This window comes from Bacillus sp. C-3-6, from assembly GCF_054509685.1.
Window position 1 is genome coordinate 3221589 of record NZ_CM137247.1, and the last position, 25572, is coordinate 3247160.

Annotated in this window: 31 protein-coding genes; 9 read left to right on the top strand and 22 right to left on the bottom strand. The window is 33.5% G+C overall.

Annotation, left to right across the window (positions count from 1 at the left end; genetic code table 11):
* Positions 1-585 precede the first annotated feature (585 nt).
* The 3 genes from bla2 to ACW0JX_RS16565 form a co-directional block, all read right to left on the bottom strand.
* On the bottom strand, positions 586-1359 hold the full coding sequence (bla2, locus tag ACW0JX_RS16555; RefSeq protein WP_095690445.1) for a BcII family subclass B1 metallo-beta-lactamase: 774 nt from the start codon (positions 1357-1359) through the stop codon (positions 586-588).
* 136 nt (positions 1360-1495) lie between these two features.
* Positions 1496-2233 carry a glycoside hydrolase family 25 protein gene (locus ACW0JX_RS16560; RefSeq protein ID WP_459244937.1) on the bottom strand — a complete coding sequence of 246 codons (738 nt, stop codon included), beginning with the start codon at positions 2231-2233 and terminating at the stop codon, positions 1496-1498.
* A 34-nt stretch (positions 2234-2267) separates the two neighbouring features.
* Entirely contained in the window at positions 2268-2549 is a 282-nt protein-coding gene (locus tag ACW0JX_RS16565) for a MazG nucleotide pyrophosphohydrolase domain-containing protein (RefSeq protein ID WP_001028132.1), read from the bottom strand.
* A 124-nt stretch (positions 2550-2673) separates the two neighbouring features.
* Here ACW0JX_RS16565 and ACW0JX_RS16570 point away from each other — a divergent pair, with 124 nt between their 5' ends.
* The gene (locus ACW0JX_RS16570) at positions 2674-2964 is read left to right on the top strand and encodes a DUF3784 domain-containing protein (protein WP_459244938.1); all 291 of its coding nucleotides are present in this window, start codon (positions 2674-2676) and stop codon (positions 2962-2964) included.
* A 28-nt stretch (positions 2965-2992) separates the two neighbouring features.
* On the opposite strand, the gene ACW0JX_RS16575 is transcribed toward ACW0JX_RS16570, so the two are convergent.
* The gene (locus ACW0JX_RS16575) at positions 2993-3274 is read right to left on the bottom strand and encodes a hypothetical protein (protein WP_459244939.1); all 282 of its coding nucleotides are present in this window, start codon (positions 3272-3274) and stop codon (positions 2993-2995) included.
* 133 nt (positions 3275-3407) lie between these two features.
* Between ACW0JX_RS16575 and ACW0JX_RS16580 the strand changes: the two genes are divergently transcribed.
* Positions 3408-3602, top strand: a complete 195-nt coding sequence (locus tag ACW0JX_RS16580; protein ID WP_459244940.1) for a hypothetical protein — start codon at positions 3408-3410, stop codon at positions 3600-3602.
* Between the two features lie 88 nt (positions 3603-3690).
* On the opposite strand, the gene ACW0JX_RS16585 is transcribed toward ACW0JX_RS16580, so the two are convergent.
* The 4 genes from ACW0JX_RS16585 to yeiL form a co-directional block, all read right to left on the bottom strand.
* Entirely contained in the window at positions 3691-3939 is a 249-nt protein-coding gene (locus ACW0JX_RS16585) for a hypothetical protein (RefSeq protein WP_000666947.1), read from the bottom strand.
* A 280-nt stretch (positions 3940-4219) separates the two neighbouring features.
* Positions 4220-5263: a flavin-containing monooxygenase gene (locus tag ACW0JX_RS16590; protein WP_459244941.1), complete on the bottom strand. Its 1044-nt coding sequence runs from the start codon at positions 5261-5263 to the stop codon at positions 4220-4222.
* A gap of 150 nt (positions 5264-5413) precedes the next feature.
* Positions 5414-5767, bottom strand: a complete 354-nt coding sequence (locus ACW0JX_RS16595) for a glyoxalase superfamily protein (RefSeq protein WP_000632403.1) — start codon at positions 5765-5767, stop codon at positions 5414-5416.
* A 13-nt stretch (positions 5768-5780) separates the two neighbouring features.
* Entirely contained in the window at positions 5781-6473 is a 693-nt protein-coding gene (gene yeiL, locus ACW0JX_RS16600) for a transcriptional regulator YeiL (protein WP_459244942.1), read from the bottom strand.
* Positions 6474-6581: 108 nt separating this feature from the next.
* Here yeiL and ACW0JX_RS16605 point away from each other — a divergent pair, with 108 nt between their 5' ends.
* The 3 genes from ACW0JX_RS16605 (at position 6582) to ACW0JX_RS16615 (ending at position 8090) form a co-directional block, all read left to right on the top strand.
* A complete protein-coding gene (locus tag ACW0JX_RS16605) occupies positions 6582-7028 on the top strand; it encodes a DMT family transporter (protein WP_071731227.1) in 447 nt (148 codons plus the stop codon).
* Between the two features lie 13 nt (positions 7029-7041).
* Positions 7042-7506, top strand: coding sequence for a DMT family transporter (locus ACW0JX_RS16610; protein WP_000965811.1), 465 nt, complete (start codon positions 7042-7044; stop codon positions 7504-7506).
* A gap of 89 nt (positions 7507-7595) precedes the next feature.
* Entirely contained in the window at positions 7596-8090 is a 495-nt protein-coding gene (locus tag ACW0JX_RS16615; RefSeq protein ID WP_000901701.1) for a hypothetical protein, read from the top strand.
* 40 nt (positions 8091-8130) lie between these two features.
* Here ACW0JX_RS16615 and aiiA read toward each other — a convergent pair whose 3' ends face one another.
* The 3 genes from aiiA to ACW0JX_RS16630 form a co-directional block, all read right to left on the bottom strand.
* Entirely contained in the window at positions 8131-8883 is a 753-nt protein-coding gene (aiiA, locus tag ACW0JX_RS16620) for a quorum-quenching N-acyl homoserine lactonase AiiA (RefSeq protein WP_071731229.1), read from the bottom strand.
* 401 nt (positions 8884-9284) lie between these two features.
* Positions 9285-10676, bottom strand: coding sequence for an amino acid permease (locus ACW0JX_RS16625; RefSeq protein WP_001284410.1), 1392 nt, complete (start codon positions 10674-10676; stop codon positions 9285-9287).
* 537 nt (positions 10677-11213) lie between these two features.
* Positions 11214-12413 carry a multidrug effflux MFS transporter gene (locus ACW0JX_RS16630; protein ID WP_459244943.1) on the bottom strand — a complete coding sequence of 400 codons (1200 nt, stop codon included), beginning with the start codon at positions 12411-12413 and terminating at the stop codon, positions 11214-11216.
* Positions 12414-12810: 397 nt separating this feature from the next.
* Here ACW0JX_RS16630 and ACW0JX_RS16635 point away from each other — a divergent pair, with 397 nt between their 5' ends.
* Positions 12811-13377 carry a DUF5823 family protein gene (locus ACW0JX_RS16635; protein WP_065484590.1) on the top strand — a complete coding sequence of 189 codons (567 nt, stop codon included), beginning with the start codon at positions 12811-12813 and terminating at the stop codon, positions 13375-13377.
* 43 nt (positions 13378-13420) lie between these two features.
* Here the strand turns inward: ACW0JX_RS16635 and ACW0JX_RS16640 are convergent, their stop codons facing one another.
* Positions 13421-13645, bottom strand: coding sequence for a hemolysin XhlA family protein (locus ACW0JX_RS16640; RefSeq protein WP_000390469.1), 225 nt, complete (start codon positions 13643-13645; stop codon positions 13421-13423).
* Between the two features lie 310 nt (positions 13646-13955).
* Entirely contained in the window at positions 13956-14234 is a 279-nt protein-coding gene (locus tag ACW0JX_RS16645; protein ID WP_078994393.1) for a hypothetical protein, read from the bottom strand.
* 699 nt (positions 14235-14933) lie between these two features.
* Here ACW0JX_RS16645 and ACW0JX_RS16650 point away from each other — a divergent pair.
* Positions 14934-15677 (top strand): SDR family NAD(P)-dependent oxidoreductase, encoded by a 744-nt coding sequence (locus ACW0JX_RS16650; RefSeq protein WP_000768018.1) that lies wholly within the window; start codon positions 14934-14936, stop codon positions 15675-15677.
* A gap of 112 nt (positions 15678-15789) precedes the next feature.
* Here ACW0JX_RS16650 and bshB2 read toward each other — a convergent pair whose 3' ends face one another.
* Both bshB2 and ACW0JX_RS16660 read right to left on the bottom strand, forming a co-directional pair.
* A complete protein-coding gene (bshB2, locus tag ACW0JX_RS16655; RefSeq protein WP_459244944.1) occupies positions 15790-16452 on the bottom strand; it encodes a bacillithiol biosynthesis deacetylase BshB2 in 663 nt (220 codons plus the stop codon).
* Between the two features lie 15 nt (positions 16453-16467).
* On the bottom strand, positions 16468-16818 hold the full coding sequence (locus ACW0JX_RS16660) for a YojF family protein (RefSeq protein ID WP_000407045.1): 351 nt from the start codon (positions 16816-16818) through the stop codon (positions 16468-16470).
* Between the two features lie 262 nt (positions 16819-17080).
* Here ACW0JX_RS16660 and ACW0JX_RS16665 point away from each other — a divergent pair, with 262 nt between their 5' ends.
* A complete protein-coding gene (locus ACW0JX_RS16665; protein WP_000437988.1) occupies positions 17081-18406 on the top strand; it encodes an ArsB/NhaD family transporter in 1326 nt (441 codons plus the stop codon).
* Positions 18407-18477: 71 nt separating this feature from the next.
* Here ACW0JX_RS16665 and ACW0JX_RS16670 read toward each other — a convergent pair whose 3' ends face one another.
* From ACW0JX_RS16670 to ACW0JX_RS16690, 5 genes are all read right to left on the bottom strand, one after another.
* Entirely contained in the window at positions 18478-18705 is a 228-nt protein-coding gene (locus ACW0JX_RS16670) for a coiled-coil domain-containing protein (RefSeq protein WP_001047304.1), read from the bottom strand.
* Positions 18706-18804: 99 nt separating this feature from the next.
* Entirely contained in the window at positions 18805-19356 is a 552-nt protein-coding gene (locus ACW0JX_RS16675; RefSeq protein ID WP_000178509.1) for a GNAT family N-acetyltransferase, read from the bottom strand.
* A gap of 219 nt (positions 19357-19575) precedes the next feature.
* Positions 19576-20484, bottom strand: a complete 909-nt coding sequence (locus ACW0JX_RS16680) for an ABC transporter substrate-binding protein (protein ID WP_459244945.1) — start codon at positions 20482-20484, stop codon at positions 19576-19578.
* 21 nt (positions 20485-20505) lie between these two features.
* Positions 20506-21522 (bottom strand): FecCD family ABC transporter permease, encoded by a 1017-nt coding sequence (locus ACW0JX_RS16685; RefSeq protein ID WP_071731236.1) that lies wholly within the window; start codon positions 21520-21522, stop codon positions 20506-20508.
* Positions 21523-22557 carry a FecCD family ABC transporter permease gene (locus tag ACW0JX_RS16690; RefSeq protein ID WP_071731237.1) on the bottom strand — a complete coding sequence of 345 codons (1035 nt, stop codon included), beginning with the start codon at positions 22555-22557 and terminating at the stop codon, positions 21523-21525.
* Between the two features lie 277 nt (positions 22558-22834).
* Between ACW0JX_RS16690 and ACW0JX_RS16695 the strand changes: the two genes are divergently transcribed.
* Positions 22835-23599 carry a DUF817 domain-containing protein gene (locus ACW0JX_RS16695; RefSeq protein WP_050844368.1) on the top strand — a complete coding sequence of 255 codons (765 nt, stop codon included), beginning with the start codon at positions 22835-22837 and terminating at the stop codon, positions 23597-23599.
* 128 nt (positions 23600-23727) lie between these two features.
* Here ACW0JX_RS16695 and ACW0JX_RS16700 read toward each other — a convergent pair whose 3' ends face one another.
* Positions 23728-24765 (bottom strand): DUF4003 domain-containing protein, encoded by a 1038-nt coding sequence (locus tag ACW0JX_RS16700; protein ID WP_459244946.1) that lies wholly within the window; start codon positions 24763-24765, stop codon positions 23728-23730.
* Positions 24766-24957: 192 nt separating this feature from the next.
* Positions 24958-25413: a DinB family protein gene (locus ACW0JX_RS16705; RefSeq protein ID WP_459244947.1), complete on the bottom strand. Its 456-nt coding sequence runs from the start codon at positions 25411-25413 to the stop codon at positions 24958-24960.
* Between the last annotated feature and the right edge of the window lie 159 nt (positions 25414-25572).

Genomic DNA, 25572 nt, shown 5'->3' on the forward strand with positions numbered 1-25572 from the left:
ACATCTTTCGATACTTTTAAATAGCTAAATAATTAATTTGGAGAAATATATACAACGAAAAAAATTTTTTGAATCCCTTATACAAATAATTGCAATTCATCACATATGAAAATAGACATACAAATACAAATATGCTATTCTTTCTATCATTCAATAGAAAGAATAGCGTATTTTTTATTTTAAGGAACTATCATTTTTTTATTAAAGCCTTCATTGTAAACCTCTTTATTTACAATACATTTACACTATCTTAACATTACTTACATTATTTATATGATATATTTATATAGAAGCTACTTAAGAAATTTCATATACATTTTATCTTTATGATCTCTAATCAATAAAAAGATCATGTTATATTTTTATAACAGGGGTGAATTACGATGACTGAAACTTTAAAAACACTTATAATGCTTGATGCTACTTACGTTGTTATTGCAATTATGACAGTACTAGTATTTGTATACTTGGAATTAAAATCTCAGTAATATATGCTGACGTAATCGACAAATTCAGCATTTAAATATAGTTAGAAGAAAGAGAGGAGAAAATTATTTCTCCTTTCTTTTGTATTTCTACAATTTCTTATTTTAATAAATCCAATGTATGTAAAAGTAATCCCTTGTCTCCTACTTCTCCATGACCAGGTACTACCGAATTTATATTTCCATATCGCTTCAGCACATTCTCAATCGATGTAGACCATTCATTTACATACGCATCCGCAACATTTCCTAAATCTTTAGCTTCCGCAGATTTTACTAAACAGCCTCCAGCTAAAATTTGATATTGTGGCAACCAAACAACAATATTATCTTCTGTATGTCCTTTCCCTGGATAGAACGTTTCTACTTTTGTATTGCCAAACTTCAAACTCGTAATTGTTTGTAAATCTCCAAGCGGCTCTTCATATCCACTGTTCTTTGCTAGTTCTGCGGTTAATGCTGTACTATGCGCTTTAATGCCTCTTTCTTTCAACGTTTTTATTCCGCCAATTCGATCAGCGTGCGCATGTGTAATAACGACATCTGTTACGCGCTTCTGAAATTTCTTTTCTACCATTTCTATTAGTTCCTTCGTTAATTTATCATCCCAAGAAGAATCAACAAGTACTAACCCTTTAGAAGTATTAAGAACTAGACCGTTCGAAGGAACTGCTTCTCCATTAAAATAACCTAACTCCGTATGAACCCATACATTCTTGTTTAACTGAGATATTGAAATGGTTCCCGTCTCATTTTTAATTACTGTTTGCTCTACCTTTTGTGATGCTTGTACAGAAGAAATCGTGCTAACAAATTGAGTTGTTCCTAGTAAACTTACACATAATCCTACTTTTAACAACGTATTCTTTTTCATGTTATCAACCCTTTCTTTCAAGCTAAATAATTATTACCTATATTAGACAATTCATCTCAAATGTTTGTTCCATCTTCATTTGCATACTTTTATGTAATTAACAAAAAAGCGTACAAAATTTTGTACGCTTTAAAACTTAATCTTCCATTCCATAATTCTCAAACTCTTCCTCATTCCCATAAAATACATTCAAATCAATATACTTTTCTTTTCCATTATAACCGCTTAATCTCCCGCGGTTCGTGTATTGCCAAAACGTCCATTTTCTCTCATCAGATAAACTCGGTTTTGTAAGAACACTACGAATCCATATATCACATTTTGGATACGCATTCTTTATATATAAATCATACGCCTCTTGCGTTGCATACAATATTACTTTCTTATCGTAATGTTTTTCTAGCATTTCAATCATGACCGCCAACTCTTTCGTAACATCTTCACGCTTAGGCGGATTATCTTTTTTGTTAGCGTAAAACTCAACATCAATCACGGGTGGCAGTGCTTGTTTATATTTTGGAACAGTTCGTATAAATTGCTCTGCTTGTGTTTCACCCTTACTATCGAAACTAAAAAAATGATACGCTCCGATGCGCATATCTGTCTTATTCGCATTCCTCCAATTTTTCGAAAAGTACTCATCCACAAACGAACTTCCTTCAGTCGCCTTTATAAACGCAAACTTCATATTTTGCTTTTCCAACTCTCTCCAATCTATATCCCCTTGATACGATGCGACATCTACACCTTTTATTTCATACTTATCAGCACTTATTTGATTCGGAATGAATATGCCTTGAAAAACTAAGTAAACGACAACACTTATTACACTAATTAAAGTAAAGATTCCTCCTATAAAAAGCTTCTTTTTCATTCATATCACCCATCTTTACAAATTAAAATTCTACTTACCATTCACGCTTTTTATTAATTTTCATTTTTTCTTTAAACGCCTTCTCTAAATCAATATTTAATTTATTTGCTAAATCACATACATTCCAAATTACATCAAACATTTCTAAACCGATTTCTCTTTTCGCATCTTGTATTGTATCACGCTTTAATATGACTTCCGCTAATTCACCTAATTCCGCCATCGTATATATCGTACGCTCTTCAATTGTTGTATCTTGAAATCCTTTTTCTTTACTGAAATTTGATACATACCTCTGAAACTCCACAATATTCATACTTAATCTCCCCTCATTACCAATACTCCATTTTTCTATTACACTTAAAACCAAAATTATATTTTGTTAAATTATAACATTCGGACTATAATTTATTTATAGCCCATTAACGGAGGTGTTTGCAATGACTCTCTTCGCTTCACCAACATTATTTATAGTAGCAATCATTTCATTTGCACTAGCTTATTTCATCGGAGTAAAGCAGTACACTTGGCTCTTATCAGGATTCAACGAACGCCGCGTGCCTGATAAAGTGAAACTATCAAAAATAGTAGGTCTTTATAATTTAATTGCTGGTGTCATTGCGACAATCGGTAGTGTCTTCACTACGCCTAATGTCACAATCGTTATTCCTATCACTCTAATTGGACACTTTATAATCGCGGCTTATGTAAATACACACATGGTGCAGTGAAAAAGATCACCCAAATGGATGATCTTTTTTATAATTTATCAACATATTGCTTCGCTTCTAGTAAGGAAAAACCAAAAGCTTCTCTTACTCTCTTAACTGCTGTAATTTTTTTGCCTTCTTCTACAAGCTGGCGTAGTTCTTTATTAATTTCAGGTTCTCTTTCTATAATTCTCATTTCTTTCGTAATTAATTGTAATCTATCTTCAATTCTCTTTAAACGCGCATCATTTTTCTTTTCAATTGTAGTTAATTTTTCAGCGATATAAATGAAACCAACAGCTACTATCAGTATAACCATCCAGAATCCCATAAATCTTCCCCCTTACTAACTTTCATTTGCTTTATTCCACTAACTTATGTAAATTTTACCACAATACACATTTAATGTATAACATCACTATATCAAACTGTTAATAAAACCTATTATTTTAGGGGGACACTTTATGAAAAGATTTTTAAATACGTTATTTCAATTTGTAGTTCTTTCAATCGTGCTACATTTGTTATTTGATATAGTTGGTTGGCTTGTTTTCAATGCACCAATTAAAAACAAACAAATCATCATTTCTTTAATAACAATCTCATGGGTTATGTACATGTACCGAGACAAATTTTTTCAAAAGTTCACTTCAAACTAACTAAAAAAGAAAACACTTCATTGGTGAGGTTGTAAAAACGTTATCCTTATAATGAAAATAAAGAAGCTGTTCCTTCCAGCTTCTTTATCTATATAACATTTTTCGCAACAATTTTTATATGTTCTGGTGCGATAATTTCCGTTATACTTTCCTGGAAATCTTCATGTAACATTTCTTCCAAATGTTCTAACTGCACTTCAACATGAGTGCATTCTAAATTATGTATATTTAACAGTGCATAATGATCTTTTTTCTTAATTACTAAATATTGATTTTCCTCTGTCACAAGTACAGAACCTAATCGGACTCCTAGTAAGCGTTGATCATCAAACTTCATAATTACTTCTCCTTCCCTCATATAAACAAAACTACAATGAAAATAATTACATTTATGGAAAAACACGCTTATTTAGACTATATCATAATTTACTAAAATAGAAATATCTTTTTCTGTTTTAATAAAAACCCCTATTTTTTCATATATTTCGATACAAAAAACTTTCTCAACATGAAATTTGAATTTTCAGTTTTTAATTCCATGAAAATCTATTATAATAAAGTTAATAAATGTTTGACCTCTCCTAATTCATGTACATATGGATGATCAGTAGTTCTTGCTACTGATCTATTTTTTTGATTTCAGAAAGTACATACGCTGCATCCTTTCCTACACCACAAATAAGTGCGGAACCCCTTTGAGATTGCCACGGTAATCCGATATAATACAATCCTTTTACTGGACTGATTCCCTTTATATGATTAGGAAATCCTTTCTCATTCACTGCCTGTTCAATTTCAATCCAATTATAATTTTGAACAAAACCAGTTGACCATATAACGCTTTCTGCACTATAAATATCACCATTCTGAAACATAATGTTATTTCCTGATGCACTTACTGCTTTTTCTTGCAGTTTAATTGCTCCATTACGAATAAGTTTCTTACCTTCAAAACCGAAAATAGGGTCCTTTCTCTTTTGAAACCATCTTCCCCTCTTTGTATTTATTTCAGCGTACAATAAACCCACTTTTTCTAGCAGATTAAAAATACTTTTTCCAAAAAGTTGTAACGGTAAAAACGTTAAAGGATGACTAATAGACACCGTAACTTCATGCGTTTTTGCAAGTTCTACTGCGATTTGCATTCCTGAATTTCCGCCCCCTACTACAAGTACCTTCCCCTGTGGAATTTGCGATAATGATTTATATTGTGATGAATGTATTTGAAAAATATGTGGTGAAAGATTTTCTGAAAGCGAGGGAATAAATGGATGCTGAAAACCACCTGATGCGATAATAACTTTTTTCGTTTGTAAAATTTCTGTAGGAGTGTGTAATTCAAATATTTCTTTTTCTTTCTTTATCTTTAAAACTTCCGTTTGTAATTGTACCGGTAATTGAAAATGTCTTGCATATTCTTCTAAATAAGTTGCAATTTCATCTTTATATGGAAATTCATTTTTTTCACCTATTAACGTCATACCCGGCAAGCTACTGTAAGACCTTGAGGTAAAAAGCTGCAAAGAATCATATCGATTTCTCCATGAATCACCAACTCGTTTTCCTGCCTCAAGTAATAAAAAATTATACCCTTCTTGCTTCAAGTAATATCCCATTGTTAATCCAGCTTGACCCGCCCCAATAATAATTAGATCTTTCATTCTAATCCCTCCTCTTCTTAAACATATGAATACTTGTTCATATATTCATACGTTTCCATAATCATAACATTTTCTTTTTATATGATTCAATATCTACTCAAAATAAAAAAGAGCAGTTCACTGCTCTATGAACTACTCTTCATTCCATTTCTACAATTTTTCCTCGTATAGTGTAATTCTATTTGAAAACGGATCAATCACAGTTAATTCAATTGTACCCCAAGGTGTTTTTTCTATATTCGGCTTCGAATAAGCATATTCTTTACTTAATAATACAGAATGATAATCCTTTACATCATCTATTTTGATCCGAATCGCACCACCTGGTGAGGCATCACCATGATGTTCTGATAAATGTATCACAGCATCCTGTAACGAAATTTGCAAATATAATGGCATATTTTCCTCATACCGATGTTCCCAATCCAGTTTAAATCCTAAAAAACCTAAGTAAAATAGTTTTGCTTTTTCAATATCAAAAATTCTAAATATAGGTGTTATCATTTATACTCTCCTCCTATTTATAAACATCTGCTGCCAATTCTCTCAAAACATCCACGTTTACTACTTCATAGCATCCATCGTTCTTCTTTATTATCTCTTTATCACAAAAAATATTTAATGTTCGCAACAAATGCCGATAGCTCGTTCCTAACAATTCCGCTATTTCCGTTAAATTCCCACTAAATACAATTCTATTTTCATGCTGAACTGCTCGCTCCCCTGCTGCTAACATGTAACTCGCAAGTCTATTTTCAAGTGGATACAATAAATTAATTGTACTGTTTTTGGAAAGTCGGTTTAATTTATGTGCTAATGATCCGCAAATACATCTTAAAAATTTCGCATCATGAAATAGCTTATTTCTCACCTTTCCTAAAGGTAAACCGACACAATACGAATCTGCCATCACTTGTACGTTTGAAGTAATCCTTTGGGAATGAATTAACTCCACATCTCCAAGTAACTGCAAACTATCGTAAAAACATAATAATACCGATTTTCCGTTACTTAATGTGTTAAACGCTTTCGCTTTTCCTTCAACAAAGAAATATAAATAATCTATCACTTCATTTTCTCTACAAATAAACTCATTCTTTTTAAAAAATATAAGTTCCATATATGGCTTCATATCATGACTAAAAAATGAATCAATATTATTTTGCTTTATATACTCTGCTAATTTAATAGAATTACATATTTTCTTCATAGTCCCCCACCTTTACAACTCATCCCCATTGTAATCAAAATTTTCTTCTTCCACTATGACATATGTCATAACAATACACAATTTCAGCATGATACAGTCATTACAAATATGAAATACAAAGGGGATATTACATTGTATAACTTTCTTTCTGTCTTTATTGGTGTGCTCATCGCCGTTATGCTTCCACTGAATGGGATTTTATCTAAGTTAATTGGCAAGTACACAGCAAGCGTGGTCATTCACCTTGTCGGTTTAATTGCAGTTATCTTCATTTTAATCATAAACAAAAATAAAATTCGTTTCGATAAAAGTATTCCACTTTTTTTATATAGCGCTGGAGCGATTGGAGTATTCACTGTTCTTTTTAACAATATAAGTTTCTCCGTCCTTGGTGCTTCTATTACGATCGCATTAAGTTTACTCGGTCAATCTATTGCTTCCATCGTTATTGATCATTTCGGCTTATTAGGAATGAAAGTTGCAAAGTTTGAAAAGAAAAAACTAATTGGATTATGTTTCATCTCTTCTGGAATTATAATCATGACAATTTATTAATGGGGGCAAGAAAATGCTATATATTACGATTGCTATTTTAGCTGGTGTTTCTATCGTTGTTGCTAGAATTATTAACGCGAATTTAGCAAAGGAAATTGGAAACTGGGAAGGCACGTTTTTCAATTATATTACTGGATTATTTTTCTCTATGTTATTTTTAATTTTCAGTTCAGATTCATTGTATATCCCTATTCATAAGTTGCAATCTATTCCTATCGCCGTATACTTAGGCGGATTAGTAGGCGTTATCGTTATTTCATTATCCAACTATATTACTCCTAAAATATCAGCCTTTTATTTAACATTACTCATCTTTATCGGACAATTATTTGCGGGGACTATTATTGATTTCTTCCTGACAAATGAACTCTCAATTGGTAAAGTTATCGGTGGCATTTTCGTATTAATTGGGCTCACTTACAATTTACTCATAGATCGCCCGATAAAAACTGTGAAGCATAACCAAGTTCAACTATAATACTTTACGCTTACCTATCATATATTAATAGAAAAGCTCTTCACACGAAGTAATAGAGAGGAGAAAATCCTATTAAAAAAATTATTTTATTGCTAGGTAGCGTATTAATTATTTCTGGAATTGCATGGTTTATAAACTCGGGAAAATCTATTCAAGATCTCTATACTGCAAATAAACCGAAAAAGAAAGCTACTATTATTTCAAGCTCGCGAGATCCAAATGAGCCCCCTGTTTTTTTAGGAAAACAGGAAATAAAAGATATACATGTAGAATCAATTAAAACAAAACAGGATATCTTTCTCACAAAAACAGATGAATTAAAAACGTTTATTAACAGTATGAATACCGCAAAAAAAGGTAAATTAACATTAGATGAAGAAGGATCAGACTTAATAGATTGTGATATGTGGATTACTTTCGAGGATGGAACTTATAAAAAATATTTCATATGGGTAGTTGATCATCACAGCAGCGAAGTGATGATTGCTCAGCAAGATACTCCTGATGATGTAAACCTTACGTACTATCAGTTAAACGAAGATAGTTCAAAAAAAGTTTATAATTTATTTAAAAAAATTATTTAAACGAAAAAGTCATGAGCACGCGAACTCATGACTTTTTGCACTATATATACTCCGGGAACACTCTACAACCCTTTTCCTGCTCTATATCATGACCAAAGAAAACAATCGGTTTCTCTTTTGTCACAACTTCTTTTAAGCGTTTGATTGAAGATAAAGCTAATTCTGGATCAAATCCTGCGAACGGCACTTCATCTTCAAAATTCTCTTTCGTGTACGATGCATCAATTGTTAATAAAACTGAACCGGATTGCTCCGTCTCAATGAATAACGACTGATGGCCTGGAGAGTGACCTGGCGTATACAATAATTGAACACCTGGTACCACTTCATAATCCCCTTCAATAATTTTGTAGTTCAAATGCGGTAATATACATTCTTTCATATATTCTTCTCTATGAAGTGCTGCCTCATATTCCGTTCGCTGCACAATAATCGATGTATTTGTAAAAGCACCGTTTCCTCCTGCATGATCAAAATGTAAGTGAGAACTAATAATATATAAAAGGTCGTCCGGCTCATACCCTACACGCTTTAATATATTCACGATTCTATCTTCTTCAGTCATTTTCGGTAAAATCTGCCCTTCAACAAATGTACCGTTAAAAAGCCCTTCATTATTAACTGCACTTTCTGGCATACCTGTGTCTACTAAAATAGGACCTTCTTCCGTCTCCAAAAGATAACACCAAACCGGCAAGTCTAATAGTTTCCCTGGAGTTAAAGTACTGTTAACAGACGAATGATCCAACATGCAACGACCTGCTGGGATGAAATAAAGTTTCTTTACTGTCATTATGTATCCACCTTTACATTTAGTTTTGGATAAAGTAATACAGTAAAAAATTCTTCTTTTTAGAAATAAACTCCTTCTAGACTATCAGTACAGCTTACATAAAAATGAAACATTAACACCGATTAACGCTGAAAACTTAAAGAAAGCACATGCACTACTTGAAAGCGGGCACACCATTGGAAAAATCGTATTAGAGAAATTTTAATCATGATAGTGACAGATAGTATGTAAAATTATATTAACGATTTTTCGAATATATCTATCATAACGTACAATATATCAACGATTTTTCAAATATATCTATCACAAATCAAATTATATCAACGATTCGACAAGGTATATTGATTTATCGACAAATAACAACAATAAGAAAAGGCTGTTCCAGATGAACAGCCTTTTCTTTATTTACTTGAAATCTCTTTATTATTTTGAACGTCTAACGGAGCTCGCTTTCCTATTCCAAAAGCATAGAAACTAATTGTAACGATAGCTAAGAAAATAATACCTACAACTAATGAAATACGAGTATCATCGTTAAACCACATTCCGATTAATACCATAATTAAAAAGGCAATCGTTAAATAGTTTGTTACAGGAGCAAATGGCATTTTGAACGGATGATCTTTCATCTCTGCTCCCTTTTCTTTTCTAAAATTAATTTGACTAATTAAAATGACAAACCATGGTACCATACCAGGGAGTACACTCGCGCTATATACATATACGAATAAATTTTTCGGTGCGATGTAACTTAAAACAACACCAACCGCCAGACCGATAATTACGCCAACTGTACCGAATAAAGGTACACCATTTCCAGAAAGTTTCGTGAAATATTTCGGTGCTTGTCCATTTACACCTAACGTATAAAGCATACGTCCAGCACTATAAATACCACTATTACAACCAGACATTGCCGCTGTAATTACAACGAAGTTAATAAGTCCAGCTGCTGCCGTAATACCAACTTTCGCAAAAGTCGCTACGAACGGGCTACCAATTGTACTTAATTGATCCCACGGATATACAGTTACAATAACAAAAATAGCACCAATATAGAATATTAAAATACGCCAAATTGTACTTTGAATCGCTCTTGTAAGTGTCTTCTTCGGATTTTTCGCTTCGCCAGCAGTAATTCCGATTAATTCCACACCTTGATACGCTCCAACTACAAGTGATAATGCAAAGAAGAATCCTGAAAAACCACCTGTAAAGAAACCGCCATTTGACCAAAGATTAGATATGCCAATCGCTTCTCCGCCGTTACCAATTCCGAAGAAAATAAGACCAAATCCCGCAATAATCATTAATAGAATCGTAACGATTTTAATCATCGCAAACCAAAATTCAAATTCACCAAATGACTTAACAGAAATTAAGTTAGCTGCGCCAAGAATGACCATTGCGATTATACCTGGTATCCAAGCTGGTAAGTCCGGGAACCAATATTGCATATACGCTCCAACCGCGATAATTTCTGACATCCCAACGATAACCCACTGGAACCAGTTACTCCAAGCTGTCATATAACCAGCTAGCGGATGAATATACTTATGACCGAACGTCGCAAATGAGCCTGTACTTGGCTCCATATACAACATTTCTCCCATGGCACGCATGATGAAGAAGATGAAAATACCTGCAATTGCATAAGCAAGCATTACTGACGGACCTGTCCATTTAATTGTGCTGGCTGACCCCATAAACAAACCAACACCAATCGTTCCGCCTAAAGCAATCATTTGAATATGACGTGCTTCTAAACCTCTTTTCAATTCTTTGTTTGCCACTTCACTTCCCCCTCTTAGATGATTCATAGCCGCATTTTAAAACAAGATGCTTTCCCCTAATTCCTTTCGGCTCTGAAAATGATGAAGCAAACGTCATTTTACACTAGCTTTAAAGCTATCCTAAAATCGTTTTGTGCTCCTAATAAAATTCTCAAAACCTTTCATCTTCCAATATTCTATAAATCTTAAAATTACTTACCTTATATTAATTCATTAATCTGAAAAATTCAATTATTTTTTCAATAAATTATTATACATAAGTCTGATTAATTTTTAACTAAATTAACAATAAAATACATCTATTCAATATGATTCCGGCATGTATATTATTACAATATAAATAACAGAGGAGAGCATTTCTTCCTCGGTTTCATATGTCAAATACTTCAACCTTTATAGTTGATAACGTAATTTCCCACACATTCGATTTATATGCCAATGAGAAATTTAATATATTAATAAACTACTAACTTCTTTACCCCAGCCAAAATATAAAAGAGCCTCATTTAAAAATGAGACTCTTTTACGATTTCATATTTAAACCGATTTCAAAGTTTGCTTACCAAAGATAAACACCCTAGTAAACACTGCCATTATAACTACAATAACTAGAAAATAAAGTGGCATCACTAGTAACGAGCCCGTATGCAGTTGACTCATTCCCCAAATTGTCATCGTTACAATTACATAGTACCCTAAGCTAAACAATGCACCAGCTGTACCAATGACATCTTGAAAATCTACTAATGCTAAACTTAAACAATTAGGTAACGCTACTCCAATCCCTAATAACAATATAAACATCGCTATTAAAAATCCAATCATATATATTATGTTTGGATTTGATCCCAATGCTGTAATAACAGTTAAAAGGATAGCTCCCACTGTCATTACAAGACAACCAATATATATAATTTTCTCTGGTTTATAAGTAGCAAGTAAACGTTTTGAAACTTTCGCTCCAACAATAGAAGCAGACGCAACAACAATTCCTAGAAATCCATACATACTAGGCGATAACTGAAAGTATTCAATAAAGATAAACGGCGCTTCTGCATAATAGCTAAATAAAACACCATTTGCTCCTCCAATTAATAGCCCATACGTTACTACTTTCGGATTTGTAATTAACTTCTTTAAGACTGAAAACACATTTATTTTATTCGTTACTGAGTCCGTCTTTGTTTCGGGAAGAGAAACAAATGTATACAGAAAAATTCCGACACTCATAACTACTAAACTTAAAAATACTATTTTAAATCCAAACATTTGATCAAGAAAGCCACCAATTAACGGTCCTATCGCTGGTGTAAAAGCAATGACTGCCGAGATTTGAGCAAACATAACATGCCTCTTATGCCCTTCTACACTTTCCCGAAGAATCGTTTGTGTAACCACGGATCCTGCACTTGCTCCAAACGCTTGAATAAAACGACTTACCAATAAAACTTCAATGGAATTTGCAATAAAGCATAAGAAACTCCCAACGCCATATATTACAATTCCAAATAACATTGCTGGGCGACGGCCAATTATATCTGATAGCCATCCAATAAAAAATACACCTAAAGCAAATCCAGCAAAATACAAACTAAGTGTTAACTGCACCTCATTATTACTTACATGTAACGCCTTTGAAATGTCCGGTAAAGACGGTGTGTAAATCGTTTCACTAATTTGCGGAAATGCGACAAGAACAATCATTAACAAAAGTGATGGTACTGAGACTTTTTTCATTTTTCATACCCTCCTATAACTTTGAAAATCCCAGAAATAAAAAGACTTTCCTTAGCTACGGAACAGGAGGGGCCATTATAGAAATCCGGTCATAAAACAACAAAGAAAACACCTCAATTACGTATGTTAATACTTATAGGAGGGTAATATTAACATCGATTTTTAAATATACTTTTTCAATTATATTACATATTACTTTTATTTTTCTAGTATTAACGTTCAAATGTTCTTTTTATATTAGTGAACAACTAATACACGCCATAGAAGATAACTACTTGATATAACCACCTTATTATGGAATAATTAGAAATAGTTTGAATCTATAAACCTAATTATAAAATGATATACTCATATATTCCTAATGTCATAAAGCTGAACAAGTAGGAGGACTTTCGTAATGATTGAAATTTTAAGGACAGTAGTAAACTTTCTAATTTCTCTATTCTCAGGAGAATTACCATTTGTATATTATGTATGGATTATTACCCTATTCCTAATTCAAATAACCCAATCTACTCTAAACTATAAACTCTTTAACAAGAAAGACAATTTCAGCACTTATATATTGGAAGGATTACTTGCTTTTATTATTTTATTGTTTGGAGGAATATTAGTATCTAAGTTACTTGCTTACATAATAGACGATCCTACTATTAATATGACGAATTTAACACATTATTTTGTTTCTCTTATCATATTAACTATATTTGTCGTAATAACCTGTGTTAAAGACTTTATAGAGACATCTATAAAGAATAAAAATATATCCCTTTTGAGCTTTTTAGTAATTTCCTTCATAACAAGTATACTTTCATTCAAGTTTTTATCACCTTTAATTGAAGGTTCTTTTTCTCTTTCTAAATCTTTTATCACCACTTTAATCATTCTTGTAACTATATCAATCCCTCTATTAATTTCCTTAGAGGATAAGTATGCAGACGAAAAGGAAACGGAAAATTTATAGTTTCTCATTTACATAAAAGAAAGAGGGAGCTCCCCTCTTTCTTTTAAATCATCCCTTTTAATATCAATCCTAAAACTGACATTATTATCGCACTAATAATAATTCGCAAAATCCAAGTAGTGTTTGTACTTATTTTTTCTAATTGCTTATTGATTGTTGCTATATCTTTCTCATTAATAGTAGTACGCGTTTCTAAATTTCGAATGTCTCTCATCATTTCTTTTTGCTCCGCCTTGAGACTGTCAATTTTAGCGTAAACATCTTCCATATATTCACACCCTCTGTTCATCTTAATAGAAAAATCTATATATATTATGAGACAACCCTCTTACCTGTGAATACATTGCGTATATCCGCGTACCAAATTTTTTGTACAATCTAATTGAATTACTCACATGTTTCCATTCTTCTATTTATAAATTAGCGTTAAGATAGATTAAAATTTAAAAAGGGACCCCTTGCTTATTTAACAACAAACAAAGTGCAATCCAACATTCGGGAGCACATACGATAATTTCTATTGTTTTCATCACCATTTTCATATTTACAACGCAATATAAATCCACTTTTTGAACTGTTTAAAGTATACTAATATGAATATGAAATAGCTGTATTGATAAACTCTCTAGAACAATAAATATACTGGCTGAAACAGATCTATATCCGATATTTTTTCCAGTAACATGTATGGTTATTTCTGATAAATGCGTTTGTACATCATTGTTTTCAAAAATTTCATCCTCAACCTTTACAATATCTGCTTCACAATCTACTTCTTTAAAAGTTTTCAATAATTTTGTTTCCAATAAACTACAATCAAAATTCTCATCTTTTATTACGGCAAATTTAACCTTCATATCGATTTCCCCATTTTTAACAAACTAAAATCATTAAATCAATATAAATATATATTATTCTATTAAATAATTCAAAATATACGCTTCTCATATACATTATTAAAAATCAGTTCTAAAGAATTAAATGCAAAAAGAAATTACATATACAAATCCCCTATTTCAACTTAACTTTGTGTAATAATGCATATTTCAAATACATTATTTCCTTTCACTCATACTTTTATCATTGAGTTTTTATTCACAAATTCGTAACACATATATATGAGTTATTATGCTAAAATTAGTTTATTCACAAGAAGAAGTTATTCTTAATAAATCAATCATTTTTAATACCCTGTTTAAAGCCTTGCCCCCCTGCAAGGCTTTTTCCTATTTAACTAGAGTAGTAGTTTTCGTTATGCATCTCTCCCCTTTGTTCCTTACCCTACAAATAATACTGAATGTTTATTTTACTTTTTCAACATCCTTACTCGCTCTGTTCGAGAGCTCTTTACCAAATATTCAATCTAATGATAAAATTGACCAAATTAATATTTTCGTCCATAACTGTATCAAAAAGTACACTAAAGAAAAAATAGCACTCTCACGATTAAGTAAACGCGAGCTTTTTTCTTCTATCTACTTACTATTTAAGGTTAATAGTTTAGTAACAAGATTTAAAAATTCGACTTAAATTCATTAATGAATGGAGAGGTTTATATGAAATTAAAAGACAAAGTAGCAATCATAACTGGTGGTGCAAGTGGAATTGGCGAATCTACTGTTCGTCTTTTTATCGAAGAAGGTGCAAAAGTAGTTATTGCTGACTTTTCTGAACGTGGAAAAGAACTATCAGATGAATTGAATGCACATGGATATAATACGTTATTTATTAAAACCGATGTAACAAAAGAGGCAGATATTAAACAGCTAATTCATGAGACAGTAAGTACATACGGTAAATTAGATATTATGTATGCCAATGCCGGCGTTGCTGATGATGCACCGGCAAACGAATTATCCTATGAAAAGTGGAAAAGAACTATTGATATTAATTTGTCTGGGGTATTCCTTTCTGATAAATATTCGATTGAACAATTTCTTAAACAAGGTACAGGTGGTGTCATCGTTAACGCTGGTTCGATTCATAGTTTTGTTTCATTACCTACACCAACAGCATACTCCTCTGCAAAAGGTGGTGTGAAACTATTAACTCAAAATTTATGTACTGCCTACGCTAAATATGGAATACGTATTAACGCGGTGTGCCCTGGTTATATTGACACCCCTTTACTAGGTAGTGTTAATCCTCAACAGAAAGAATATTTAGCTTCACTTCATCCACAAGGCAGACTTGGAACACCAGAAGAAGTCGCTAAAGCTGTCTTATTTTTAGCAAGTGATGATGCTAGTTTTGTTAACGGCACAACACTTCTTGTTGATGGAGGCTATACTGCACGTTAATTTAAAAATTTTGAAGCACCCTAAAAAATATATAGTCTTCAACAAGAAAAAGCGCCATCACAAGTGACGGCGCTTTTTCTATGTAAGAGCAACTAGAAGATATCCTTCTAGCCTACTCCCCTTTATAAGTCCAAAACTGTTCAAGTTGCAGCCATTTTAATGTTGCTGCATCTTTGTTTTTTATTTTTGCATGCGTGTCTTCAAGCATTGCTTCTGTTTGTGAACGGTGCGCACCTAATGCAGTTAATTTATGATCAAATACTTCACTAATGTTATTTACAACATCCGGTTCTCCTAATACTGCTTCACGATTTTTCGTAATCGCAACAGCATGAATAACTGGGCGCTCTTCTTTTGGCATACGTGATACAGCGCGAACGACAGCGCGGCCAAATGCATTATGATCTGGATGTACACCGTGCTCTGGATAAAATGTAATAATTCGAGATGGATTTACTTCTTGAATGATTGCTTCAATTTTGTCAGCAACGAAATCAACATCTTCAAATTCTAACGTTTTATCATGGAAGCCAAGCATTCTTAAATCTTTAATACCCATCGCTTCACAAGCATCTTTCAATTCTTTCTTACGGATATGTGGAATCGTTTCACGGTTAGCGAATACGTTCTTACCCATGTTACGTCCCATTTGTCCTAGAGTACCACATGCATATGTTACAGGTACTCCTTGATCTGTTAATAAGCGAATTGTCCCTCCCGCAGCATATGCTTCATCATCTGGATGCGGAAATACAACAAGTACATGTCTCTCCATAAGTTTCCCTCCTTCTTACTTAAATGGTGTTAAGCTTAACTCAAGTGCAACTGCTAGACGACCTAAATTATCATGTCCAGCTAATAATAAACGCTCTTGATCGTCTACTTCCCAGTGCGTAATACCTTCAGCATATACCCAACCGTGATCCATTTTCAGACCAACTCGGTATGGATTTGTTCCAGTTATCTTCCCGCGTTCAAAACGGATAATCGCATTTCGAATGAAAGCACCAACTGTCATCATCTTTTCATTTATGTGTGATGCATACGCTCCGTTTGTCGTTTCTAAATGAATATATACATCTTTATTTACAAAACGTTCAATTTCATTTTGAATAAGAGAACTATCTTTTACTATTTCCATCGGAATTCACCTCTTTAAACCATTTTACGCAAAAATAATGTAAATTGCTATCTCTATATTAGAGGACAACGCTCACTTTTCCTAATAATTTGCACTGTGTTTTTTATATTTTTTATATGATATGTAAAAAATACATTTTTTCCTTCACTTTGTTAAATAGTTTTCTTTCTTTTTTGAATTTGCTACAATATATTTTATCCCGTATTATTGTAGCGAGATACATTTCGACAATTGAATACATAATTTAAAGAAGGTGACATGATTGGAACAGTCAGCACATGAAGTAGCAAATTGGCAATATTATTTTGCAATTGCCGTATTTTTAATCACGTACGGATTTATTATTTCTGAGAAATTGAATCGTGCTGTAATCGCACTATTCGGTGCTGCTATTATGATTATTTTTGGAGTTGTAGATTTACATACTGCTTTCACATCACATATTCAATGGGAAACGATTACCCTTTTAATTGGGATGATGATTCTCGTACATATTACGAGTCAATCAGGCGTCTTTGAATTTGTGGCCATTAAAGCGGCAAAAGCAGCTGGCGGAAAACCGATTCGCATTTTATTATTACTATCCCTATTAACTGCTGTCGGATCAGCATTTTTGGACAATGTAACGACTGTTTTATTAATCGTTCCTGTTACATTATCCATTACACGTATTTTAAAAGTAAATCCTGTGCCTTATTTGATTTCAGAAGTGCTGTTTTCAAATATAGGCGGAACAGCAACATTAATCGGTGATCCACCTAATATTATGATTGGATCAGCAAACAAGCATTTAGACTTTAACGCCTTTTTACTTAACTTAGCTCCAATCGTAATTATTATTTCTATTGTGACACTTGGCATTATTTACTTCATGTACCGTAACAAACTAAAAACAACACCTGAACAAATCGAAAAACTAATGGCATTAAATGAAAAAGATTATATTAAGGATCAAAGCCTCCTTTTAAAATCTATTTCGATTTTAGGACTAACTATTTTAGGCTTCGTACTTCATTCGATTATTCATGTAGACGCTGCCGTTATAGCGATGACAGGCGCTACACTTCTTATGTTAATCGGCGTGAAAGAACATGATATTGAAGATGTATTTGCCCACGTTGAATGGGTAACCATTTTCTTCTTCGCCGGACTATTCGTTCTCGTTGGCGGGTTAATTGATATCGGACTTATCTCTTCACTTGCAAAAGAAGTAATCGGCGTAACAAATGGTGACATCGGATTCGCAGCTATACTTATTTTATGGGTATCTGGCATCGCATCTGCGACAATCGACAACATCCCTTTTGTCGCTACGATGATTCCTCTTATTCAAGACTTAGCTACAGGACTCGGACTATCTGTCGATTCTCCGCAAATCGAAGTACTATGGTGGGCGTTATCTCTTGGAGCTTGCTTAGGAGGAAATGGAACGCTAATCGGAGCATCTGCAAACGTAGTCGTTGCTGGTATTGCAAAACGTGAAGGACATGCTTTCTCTTATATGGACTTCTTAAAAATTGGTTTACCATTAACTATTGTTGCACTCTTGTTATCACATGCTTATATATATTTACGTTATTTAATGTAAAAGTTGTATTGCATGAAATTATATCGTCAAATCCAAAAGGTTTGCAGCATCGTGCTGCAAACCTTTTTTCATCACCAAAATATACCGATAATTGCTAACCCACCTAAAATCATACCACCAATTTGTCCGACAATTGTTGGTGATAATTGAACACCTTTTCTCACTTCAACAACTGGTCTTTCGTGCCTTAGTTGCTGCACTTCGCTTTGCAGTTGATGTACACTTCCGTGTAACTCTTTAATTAGTTCCTTTAATTCAGCGACCTCTTCATTTACTGGTTTTGCTTTTTCTAAATTCATTTTACATAACTCCTTATAAATTCAATCAGTTCACTGTAAATTTTCGCCAATTATCATTATTTCTCCTGCATACTACATATATAATATTGAATGTATTCGCTAATCTTGCAACCCTATCCATTCATCCCGCAATATCCCCATAATGATACGATCAAAACACTTCCCATCTCTTTGAACCGCTTCTCTCATACACCCTTCCATCTGAAAACCTATCTTTTTATACAACGCAATGGCTGCTTTATTATAAGAAATCACATCCAGACCGACGCGGTGTAAATTCAATTCATAGAAAGCATACTTTAAAATAAGATGTATTGCTTCTTTCCCATATCCTTTTCCTCTATCATTCGCATCTCCTATACCAATGGCTAATAAACCTGTTCTGTTATTCCACTCTATACCATGAATCGCCACAAAACCAATTAAGCGATCTTCTTGAACTGTCCTTACCATGAAAGAAACACTATTCGATCTTCGTCCTTTTAATAACCCATCACTTGCTATTTCATTTAAAGATTGCGGGAATGCTACATCTGTATCAACATTTCTTAAATACTCACTATCTTCTTGCCACATAGCCATTACTTCAGCATCTGTTTCTCTCATAGCTGATAATTTAATCGTTTTATTTCGAAAAAGATTCATTGTCATTTCAAACTCCCCCTTTATTAAATAACGGGGATAATTATTCAAGCCTATTTACCCCCTCGTTTCATAAACTGTTTCATAAACGGGATACTTACAATAAGCGCTGACATTGGCACATCTCCTCCATATCGAATTAACTTCATTGTATAATTTTTCATTTATTCTAACAATAATAGAAAGGCCCTCCAAATTTAGAGGGCCTTTCCTAATAACAAAACTATATTATTTCGTAAACATTTTCTCCGCTTCATCCATTGCCATTTTGTTTCCTAAAGCAGAATAGTCAAGCCATGGTTGATCATTGATAATGTATACATGCTTGCCTTTAACTGCTTTTAAGTCTTTCCAAATTGGTGTTTCTTGAAGTTGTTTAAATGCTGCTTTTGCTTTGTCATCTCTATTTACAACAACGAAAATAGAATCTGCATCAAAGTCAGGTAATACTTCTTGTGAAATGACTTCGAAAGGACGGTTTCCATCAATTTTCTCTACACCATTTGCAGGTTGTAATCCTAAGTCTTGGAATAAAATTGGTCCCATCGGTCTTTTCGTACTAAATACTCGTAATTCTTTTGCAGTAACACGAATTGCCATTACTTTTTCGTTATTACCTAATTCTTTATCTATTAAACTTTTTACTCGTTTTGATTGCTCTTCGTAATCTTGAATATATTTATCTGCTTCTTTCTCACGGTTTACAAGTTTACCAACTTGTTTTAAATGATCTCTCCACGTACCTTCATCTAAATTGAAAGAATGTGTTTTTGCAATTTTTTCGTATTTCGCTACATCTTTACCAGCATATTTTTCATCAACATAAATGTCCGTTGGCTTTAATTGAAGTAACGCTTCCATATTCGGATCTGTTACAACACCAAGCTTCTTCGTATCTTTCAACTTCTCTTTAGCGTGCGGTAAGAAATCTTTTAAATCTCCACCAATAACAGAACCTACTGGTGTAATTCCTAATGCAAGTAAATTATTTGTTAAATGAATGGACATAGAGGCGATTTTTGGATCATTACTTTTTTCCGTTTTTTTCGTTGCCTCTTCATTAGCTTTCGTTTGACCACATGCTGCTAATACTAAAATACACATCATGCTAAATAAAATAATAAGTTTCTTTTTCATATGTTCTCCTCTTTGAAGTATTTATTTTGTTTTTGTAAGTAAATAAAGAAAATACGGTGCTCCTAATGCCGCCACTACTACACCAGCTGGAATAGAGTTTGGCTCAAATATAGAACGACCTATCGTATCTGCTAGCACTAAAATAATCATTCCGATAATGCCAGCTAAAGGAAGAAAGTGTTGATATGTAGTACCTACTAACTTCCTTGCGATATGCGGAGCAACTAAACCGATAAAACCAATTCCTCCTGCCATCGATACACTCGCGCAAGATAATCCAACCGCTGTAGCTAAAAGTAGTAACCGTTCTTTTTGAACAGAAACACCAAGCCCTGCTGCTACACTATCACCTAGTGACAATGCATTTAACGTTTTAGATTTTATCCATGTATACGGGGTTAGTATGAAAATCCAAGGTAATAATGCAAGGACATGAATCCAATCCCTTCCCCACACGTTACCAACTAACCATCTAGAAGCGAATGTATACGTCTCATCATTTAACTTGAGAGAGAAAAATAACGAAATCGCACTAAATCCAGCTGAAACAGCAATACCAACGAGAATAAGTCTAATAGGAAGTAAACCTTTTGACCGATCACTCGCCAGTATAATAATTAAAAATGCAGCTAGTACTCCCCCGCCAAATGTAAATAACGGTATTAAAATCGATGCATTCTCATTAATAGAATGAAAGAAAGTAACGAATATAATTAGCCCGAAAGATGCACCTGCATGTAATCCTAAAATACCAGGGTCTGCAAGTGCATTACGTGATAACCCTTGCAAAATCGCACCGGAAATCCCAAGGCCAATACCGGCTAACATTGTGATTATTATTCTTGGCATACGATAATCATATAGCACGGTCTCGCTCTCAAAATCACCATAACCGAAAAGCGTTTGAATTACTTTGAGCGGTGCAATGCTCAGTGTCCCTGTATTTAAACTAATTAAAATGACAGCGATACTAATACAACCAAAAATTGTAGTTACAGTAATGGCTCTCTTTTTATCTGTGTTCAAAAGATCCTTCACTTACAACTCCCTCCCAACTTTACGTGCTATATAGAGGAAGAACGGAACTCCAACAAGAGCTACCATAATCCCTATCGCAAGTTCTTTAGGAGGATTTACTGTTCTTGCCCCTAAATCAGCTACAACTAATAACATAGCTCCTAATAATGCTGACATAGGAATAATGAGTCTATAATTCACACCAACTAATTTTCTAGCAATATGCGGGATAACTAGTCCTACAAACCCAATAGAGCCAACAGCTGAAACAGATACACCTGCAAGAATGACTACTATAATCATCCCTAGTATTCTCGTTCGGTTCGTTTTTACTCCTAAATTCGTAGCAACATCATCCCCCATTGATATGAGTGAAATAGATCGCCCTAACACTATTGCAAAAATAATCGTTATAAGAATAATAGGGACTAAAAATTTCAAGTGTTCCCACTTAACCCCTGCAACACCACCAGCATACCAAAACGCTAAATCCTGGCTTAAATCATAATAAATCGCAACACCTGAACTTAATGAATGTAAAAGCGCTGCCATAACCGCTCCAGCAATCGTTAACCTCATTGGTGTTAACCCGCCTGATGTTGCTGATCCAATAACAAAAATAAGTACTGTACTTAAGACTGCTCCAATAAAGGAAACAATCATTAAATAGGAATACGGCATATGCGGAAAAAAAGCAAAACTAAGTGCTACTACAAACATCGCTCCTGCATTTATGCCAAGTACACCTGCATCAGCTAAAGGATTTCGTGTTACACCTTGCATAACAGCACCAGCAACCGCAAAAGCTGCCCCTACAACTGCTGCTCCAATTACTCTCGGGAGCCTTAATTCATAAATAATTTGGTGCTGTGTTAATTTCGGATCGTAATCCAAAACCGCTGCCCACACCGTTTGTAAATGAATATCTTTTGCACCAAATGAAATGGCTAAAAATATAGATCCAATTAAACATAAAATTGTTAAGCTCATGAAACATATGAACTTAATATGTATCCAGCGGTTATTACCAGCATGTACAGTAGACTTATGTAACATGTTTCATTTCATCCTTTATATTCAGTTGTTTTTTATAATTATTTTTTATTTGTAATTATTATTGATAGTAATTATCATTTTCATTTAGATATTATATCCCCACTTTTTTTAAATAGCAAACTATTTTTTTACTTTTCTACAATATTAAAATACTCATTACAATTCCCTTCTAAAACTTACAAATACATGCAAAATAGACTACTGGATTATTTTTTAAATCGTAGTATAATTATTGATTATTTTGATTTTTTCGATAAAAAACATCGAAGGTGACACAATGTTCTATATAAAACAACTACTACATTTCACTTACGAACAAGCATTATCTTGCTTATTCCCAGTCATTATTTTCTTAACACTAGCCCTTTCAAAAATTGTTTCAATCCCAGAGTTATACCGCTATGATTTCATACTCATCGTATGCCTTCTTATGCAGTGGATTATGTACAAGACTGGTCTTGAAACAAAAGACGAACTAAAAGTAATTACCATCTTTCACCTCATCGGCCTTTTACTAGAAATATATAAAGTACATTTCGGTTCATGGAGTTATCCCGAAGAGGGATATTCGAAGGTTTTTGGAGTTCCGCTTTACAGCGGTTTTATGTACGCAAGTGTCGCGAGTTACATATGTCAAGCGTGGAGAAGGTTGCATTTAAAAATGCATCATTGGCCGAAAGCCATTTTTGCCGTGCCGTTAGGAGCTATGATTTACTTCAATTTTTTCACGCATCATTTTCTATACGATTTTAGATGGATATTAACTTTACTACTATTCATCGTTTTCTTTCGGACATTTGTGGAATTTTCATTACGAGGCGTTCCATATAAAATGCCACTCGTTCTCTCCTTTTTCCTTATCGGTTTCTTCATTTGGGTTGCAGAGAACATCGCAACATTTTTCGGAGCATGGCAATATCCAAATCAACGGGAAGCATGGAGTCTCGTTCACTTAAGCAAAATTAGTTCATGGTTTTTACTCGTTGTTATTAGCATTATGATTGTCACACAGCTCAAACATTTGAAGGAATCAAAAAGATAATGCTGATTATGTAAAAACAGTTAGCCCATCACTCATTAGAGAGTGATGGGCTAACTGTTTTTAGTAATATTTTTTAAACCTTCCTTATCAAGGGAGTTATAATTTACAAGAGTATAAGCAATTAAACATTATGAACTGCTACTAGCAGAAGATGTTGCTGCAGATGAAGCGGCAATCGTTGCCATCATGGCTGCCTGTTGTGCTTGTATGAGGACTTCTATCATTGTTTGTAAACCTGTGTTAGTAGCTTTACTTTCCTCACCTTTCTGACTTACGAACAGTTGAATAGCAATAAGAATATTTGTATCTGTATGCCAACGGAACAATTTATCCCCCTGCAATTTTTCAATAAATGCTCGAATAGAATGAATCTCTTTTTCTCCGTCCTCGAGTAACGCTAGTAGCCCGATAGCTGGGTAATGCATCTGTTTTACTTTTACCTTTTCTTGCTTTAACAAATTCCATATATTTGTACATTTTGCAACTAATAGTTCTTCCCTGACATCCTTCTTTAGTGAAAGAATATGACTCAAAAATTGAAGATCATTCCCTTTACGCAAACCAGCTGTCGCTAGTTTCTGATAAAGACGTTCCACTCGATCCATAAGTGTTTCTACATGCTCTGATTGTCCTGCTAATAAAACTGCGAGCGGATAATCATTTGTACTTGTAAGAAAGAGGTGATCCTTTTTCATGCGTTTATATACTTGCATCGAACGCTGAATATGTGTGCCATGCTGTTCATTTTCTTCTGTTAAAAGCACAGCTGCTGCGAGATAAGTAAATATACTCCGGCTAAAGCCACCAGTGACCAATTGTTCATATAAATCTAAAAACTTCCGAAAAGCTTCCTTGTAATCTGTAAAGTGAATATCTAATGTTGCGGCCACTACAAAACGATGATAAGACTTTAAGTATGAAAACATCCCTACCTGATTCTTAATATAACTACTAATTTCTAAAAAACGTCCGAGATCAAACAATTTATCACTACCTGCATACATAGCAGCAATCATCATTCCTGTTCGAGAATCACTCGTTTTCCATTTTAGTTCTCCCTTTAACTGTACATATGTATGTTTATATTGCTCCAACTTTTGTTCTAATGTAATCATAGTATTCACCCCTATTTCTAGTTCTTCTCTATTATTATACGTATATTCCATATTTAGGAATACTATAATTAATAATCACACCATAAAAATTATAAAATTCTCTTATCCTTCTTCATCAGCACCACGATGATAATCCCTAATCCTTCAAGAAGTTATACAAAAAAGGTAGATAATAATTTATCTACCTTTTTTGTATATATTATTTAACATTACAACTGTATTGCTTGTTATATGCAATTAAGACTAAAGAGCTTTAATAATACGTTCCATCGCTTTCATTTGCCCAATATGATTAGCTTCATGATAAAGCATCATACCGTAAAGCTCCCCTACTGTTTCCAATCCTAGGAATGGCTCTGGCAGTTTATTTTCAAATGCTTCTACTGGAATTTCGTTAATACGTTTTGCTTGTTCTTTTAATTGAGCCGTTAACACTTCTAACGATGGTCCTTCTGTTTTCCATTTAGATGGTCGTGATCCATACCCAAACATACCTGGATATTCAGTTGGTAATTGTTTAAATTCTTTTCCAAACATGAAAACTTCTGCTGCTGTTAACACGTGACCGATATGCCAACGAATTGTATTGTTAAAACCCTCTGGCTGCGTATCTGCAATTTTATCATCTAACGTTTCCATAAATTTAAGTAACGCCCCGCGCGTTATTTCAAATTGTTTTAAACCCACTAGTCTATTCATTTTATCGTTCCCCTTCTTGATGTACAATTTATTATGAACTAAGAATGTTCAACTTATTAAAGTTTCACCTTGTTTAATCTATCAGAAACAAATAAGAAATACATCTAATATGCTTATTAAAAATAATAAAAAGGTTCACTCCTCGTAAATATAGAATTA

What these genes read in the sequence shown, in the direction of transcription:
- bla2 (WP_095690445.1), bottom strand. Translation starts at nt 1,359, where the DNA reads ATGAAAAAGAATACGTTGTTAAAAGTAGGATTATGTGTAAGTTTACTA.
- ACW0JX_RS16560 (WP_459244937.1), bottom strand. Translation starts at nt 2,233, where the DNA reads ATGAAAAAGAAGCTTTTTATAGGAGGAATCTTTACTTTAATTAGTGTA.
- ACW0JX_RS16565 (WP_001028132.1), bottom strand. Translation starts at nt 2,549, where the DNA reads ATGAATATTGTGGAGTTTCAGAGGTATGTATCAAATTTCAGTAAAGAA.
- ACW0JX_RS16570 (WP_459244938.1), top strand. Translation starts at nt 2,674, where the DNA reads ATGACTCTCTTCGCTTCACCAACATTATTTATAGTAGCAATCATTTCA.
- ACW0JX_RS16575 (WP_459244939.1), bottom strand. Translation starts at nt 3,274, where the DNA reads ATGGGATTCTGGATGGTTATACTGATAGTAGCTGTTGGTTTCATTTAT.
- ACW0JX_RS16580 (WP_459244940.1), top strand. Translation starts at nt 3,408, where the DNA reads ATGAAAAGATTTTTAAATACGTTATTTCAATTTGTAGTTCTTTCAATC.
- ACW0JX_RS16585 (WP_000666947.1), bottom strand. Translation starts at nt 3,939, where the DNA reads ATGAAGTTTGATGATCAACGCTTACTAGGAGTCCGATTAGGTTCTGTA.
- ACW0JX_RS16590 (WP_459244941.1), bottom strand. Translation starts at nt 5,263, where the DNA reads ATGAAAGATCTAATTATTATTGGGGCGGGTCAAGCTGGATTAACAATG.
- ACW0JX_RS16595 (WP_000632403.1), bottom strand. Translation starts at nt 5,767, where the DNA reads ATGATAACACCTATATTTAGAATTTTTGATATTGAAAAAGCAAAACTA.
- yeiL (WP_459244942.1), bottom strand. Translation starts at nt 6,473, where the DNA reads ATGAAGAAAATATGTAATTCTATTAAATTAGCAGAGTATATAAAGCAA.
- ACW0JX_RS16605 (WP_071731227.1), top strand. Translation starts at nt 6,582, where the DNA reads ATGAAATACAAAGGGGATATTACATTGTATAACTTTCTTTCTGTCTTT.
- ACW0JX_RS16610 (WP_000965811.1), top strand. Translation starts at nt 7,042, where the DNA reads ATGCTATATATTACGATTGCTATTTTAGCTGGTGTTTCTATCGTTGTT.
- aiiA (WP_071731229.1), bottom strand. Translation starts at nt 8,883, where the DNA reads ATGACAGTAAAGAAACTTTATTTCATCCCAGCAGGTCGTTGCATGTTG.
- ACW0JX_RS16630 (WP_459244943.1), bottom strand. Translation starts at nt 12,413, where the DNA reads ATGAAAAAAGTCTCAGTACCATCACTTTTGTTAATGATTGTTCTTGTC.
- ACW0JX_RS16635 (WP_065484590.1), top strand. Translation starts at nt 12,811, where the DNA reads ATGATTGAAATTTTAAGGACAGTAGTAAACTTTCTAATTTCTCTATTC.
- ACW0JX_RS16640 (WP_000390469.1), bottom strand. Translation starts at nt 13,645, where the DNA reads ATGGAAGATGTTTACGCTAAAATTGACAGTCTCAAGGCGGAGCAAAAA.
- ACW0JX_RS16645 (WP_078994393.1), bottom strand. Translation starts at nt 14,234, where the DNA reads ATGAAGGTTAAATTTGCCGTAATAAAAGATGAGAATTTTGATTGTAGT.
- ACW0JX_RS16650 (WP_000768018.1), top strand. Translation starts at nt 14,934, where the DNA reads ATGAAATTAAAAGACAAAGTAGCAATCATAACTGGTGGTGCAAGTGGA.
- bshB2 (WP_459244944.1), bottom strand. Translation starts at nt 16,452, where the DNA reads ATGGAGAGACATGTACTTGTTGTATTTCCGCATCCAGATGATGAAGCA.
- ACW0JX_RS16660 (WP_000407045.1), bottom strand. Translation starts at nt 16,818, where the DNA reads ATGGAAATAGTAAAAGATAGTTCTCTTATTCAAAATGAAATTGAACGT.
- ACW0JX_RS16670 (WP_001047304.1), bottom strand. Translation starts at nt 18,705, where the DNA reads ATGAATTTAGAAAAAGCAAAACCAGTAAATGAAGAGGTCGCTGAATTA.
- ACW0JX_RS16675 (WP_000178509.1), bottom strand. Translation starts at nt 19,356, where the DNA reads ATGACAATGAATCTTTTTCGAAATAAAACGATTAAATTATCAGCTATG.
- ACW0JX_RS16680 (WP_459244945.1), bottom strand. Translation starts at nt 20,484, where the DNA reads ATGAAAAAGAAACTTATTATTTTATTTAGCATGATGTGTATTTTAGTA.
- ACW0JX_RS16690 (WP_071731237.1), bottom strand. Translation starts at nt 22,557, where the DNA reads ATGTTACATAAGTCTACTGTACATGCTGGTAATAACCGCTGGATACAT.
- ACW0JX_RS16695 (WP_050844368.1), top strand. Translation starts at nt 22,835, where the DNA reads ATGTTCTATATAAAACAACTACTACATTTCACTTACGAACAAGCATTA.
- ACW0JX_RS16700 (WP_459244946.1), bottom strand. Translation starts at nt 24,765, where the DNA reads ATGGAATATACGTATAATAATAGAGAAGAACTAGAAATAGGGGTGAAT.
- ACW0JX_RS16705 (WP_459244947.1), bottom strand. Translation starts at nt 25,413, where the DNA reads ATGAATAGACTAGTGGGTTTAAAACAATTTGAAATAACGCGCGGGGCG.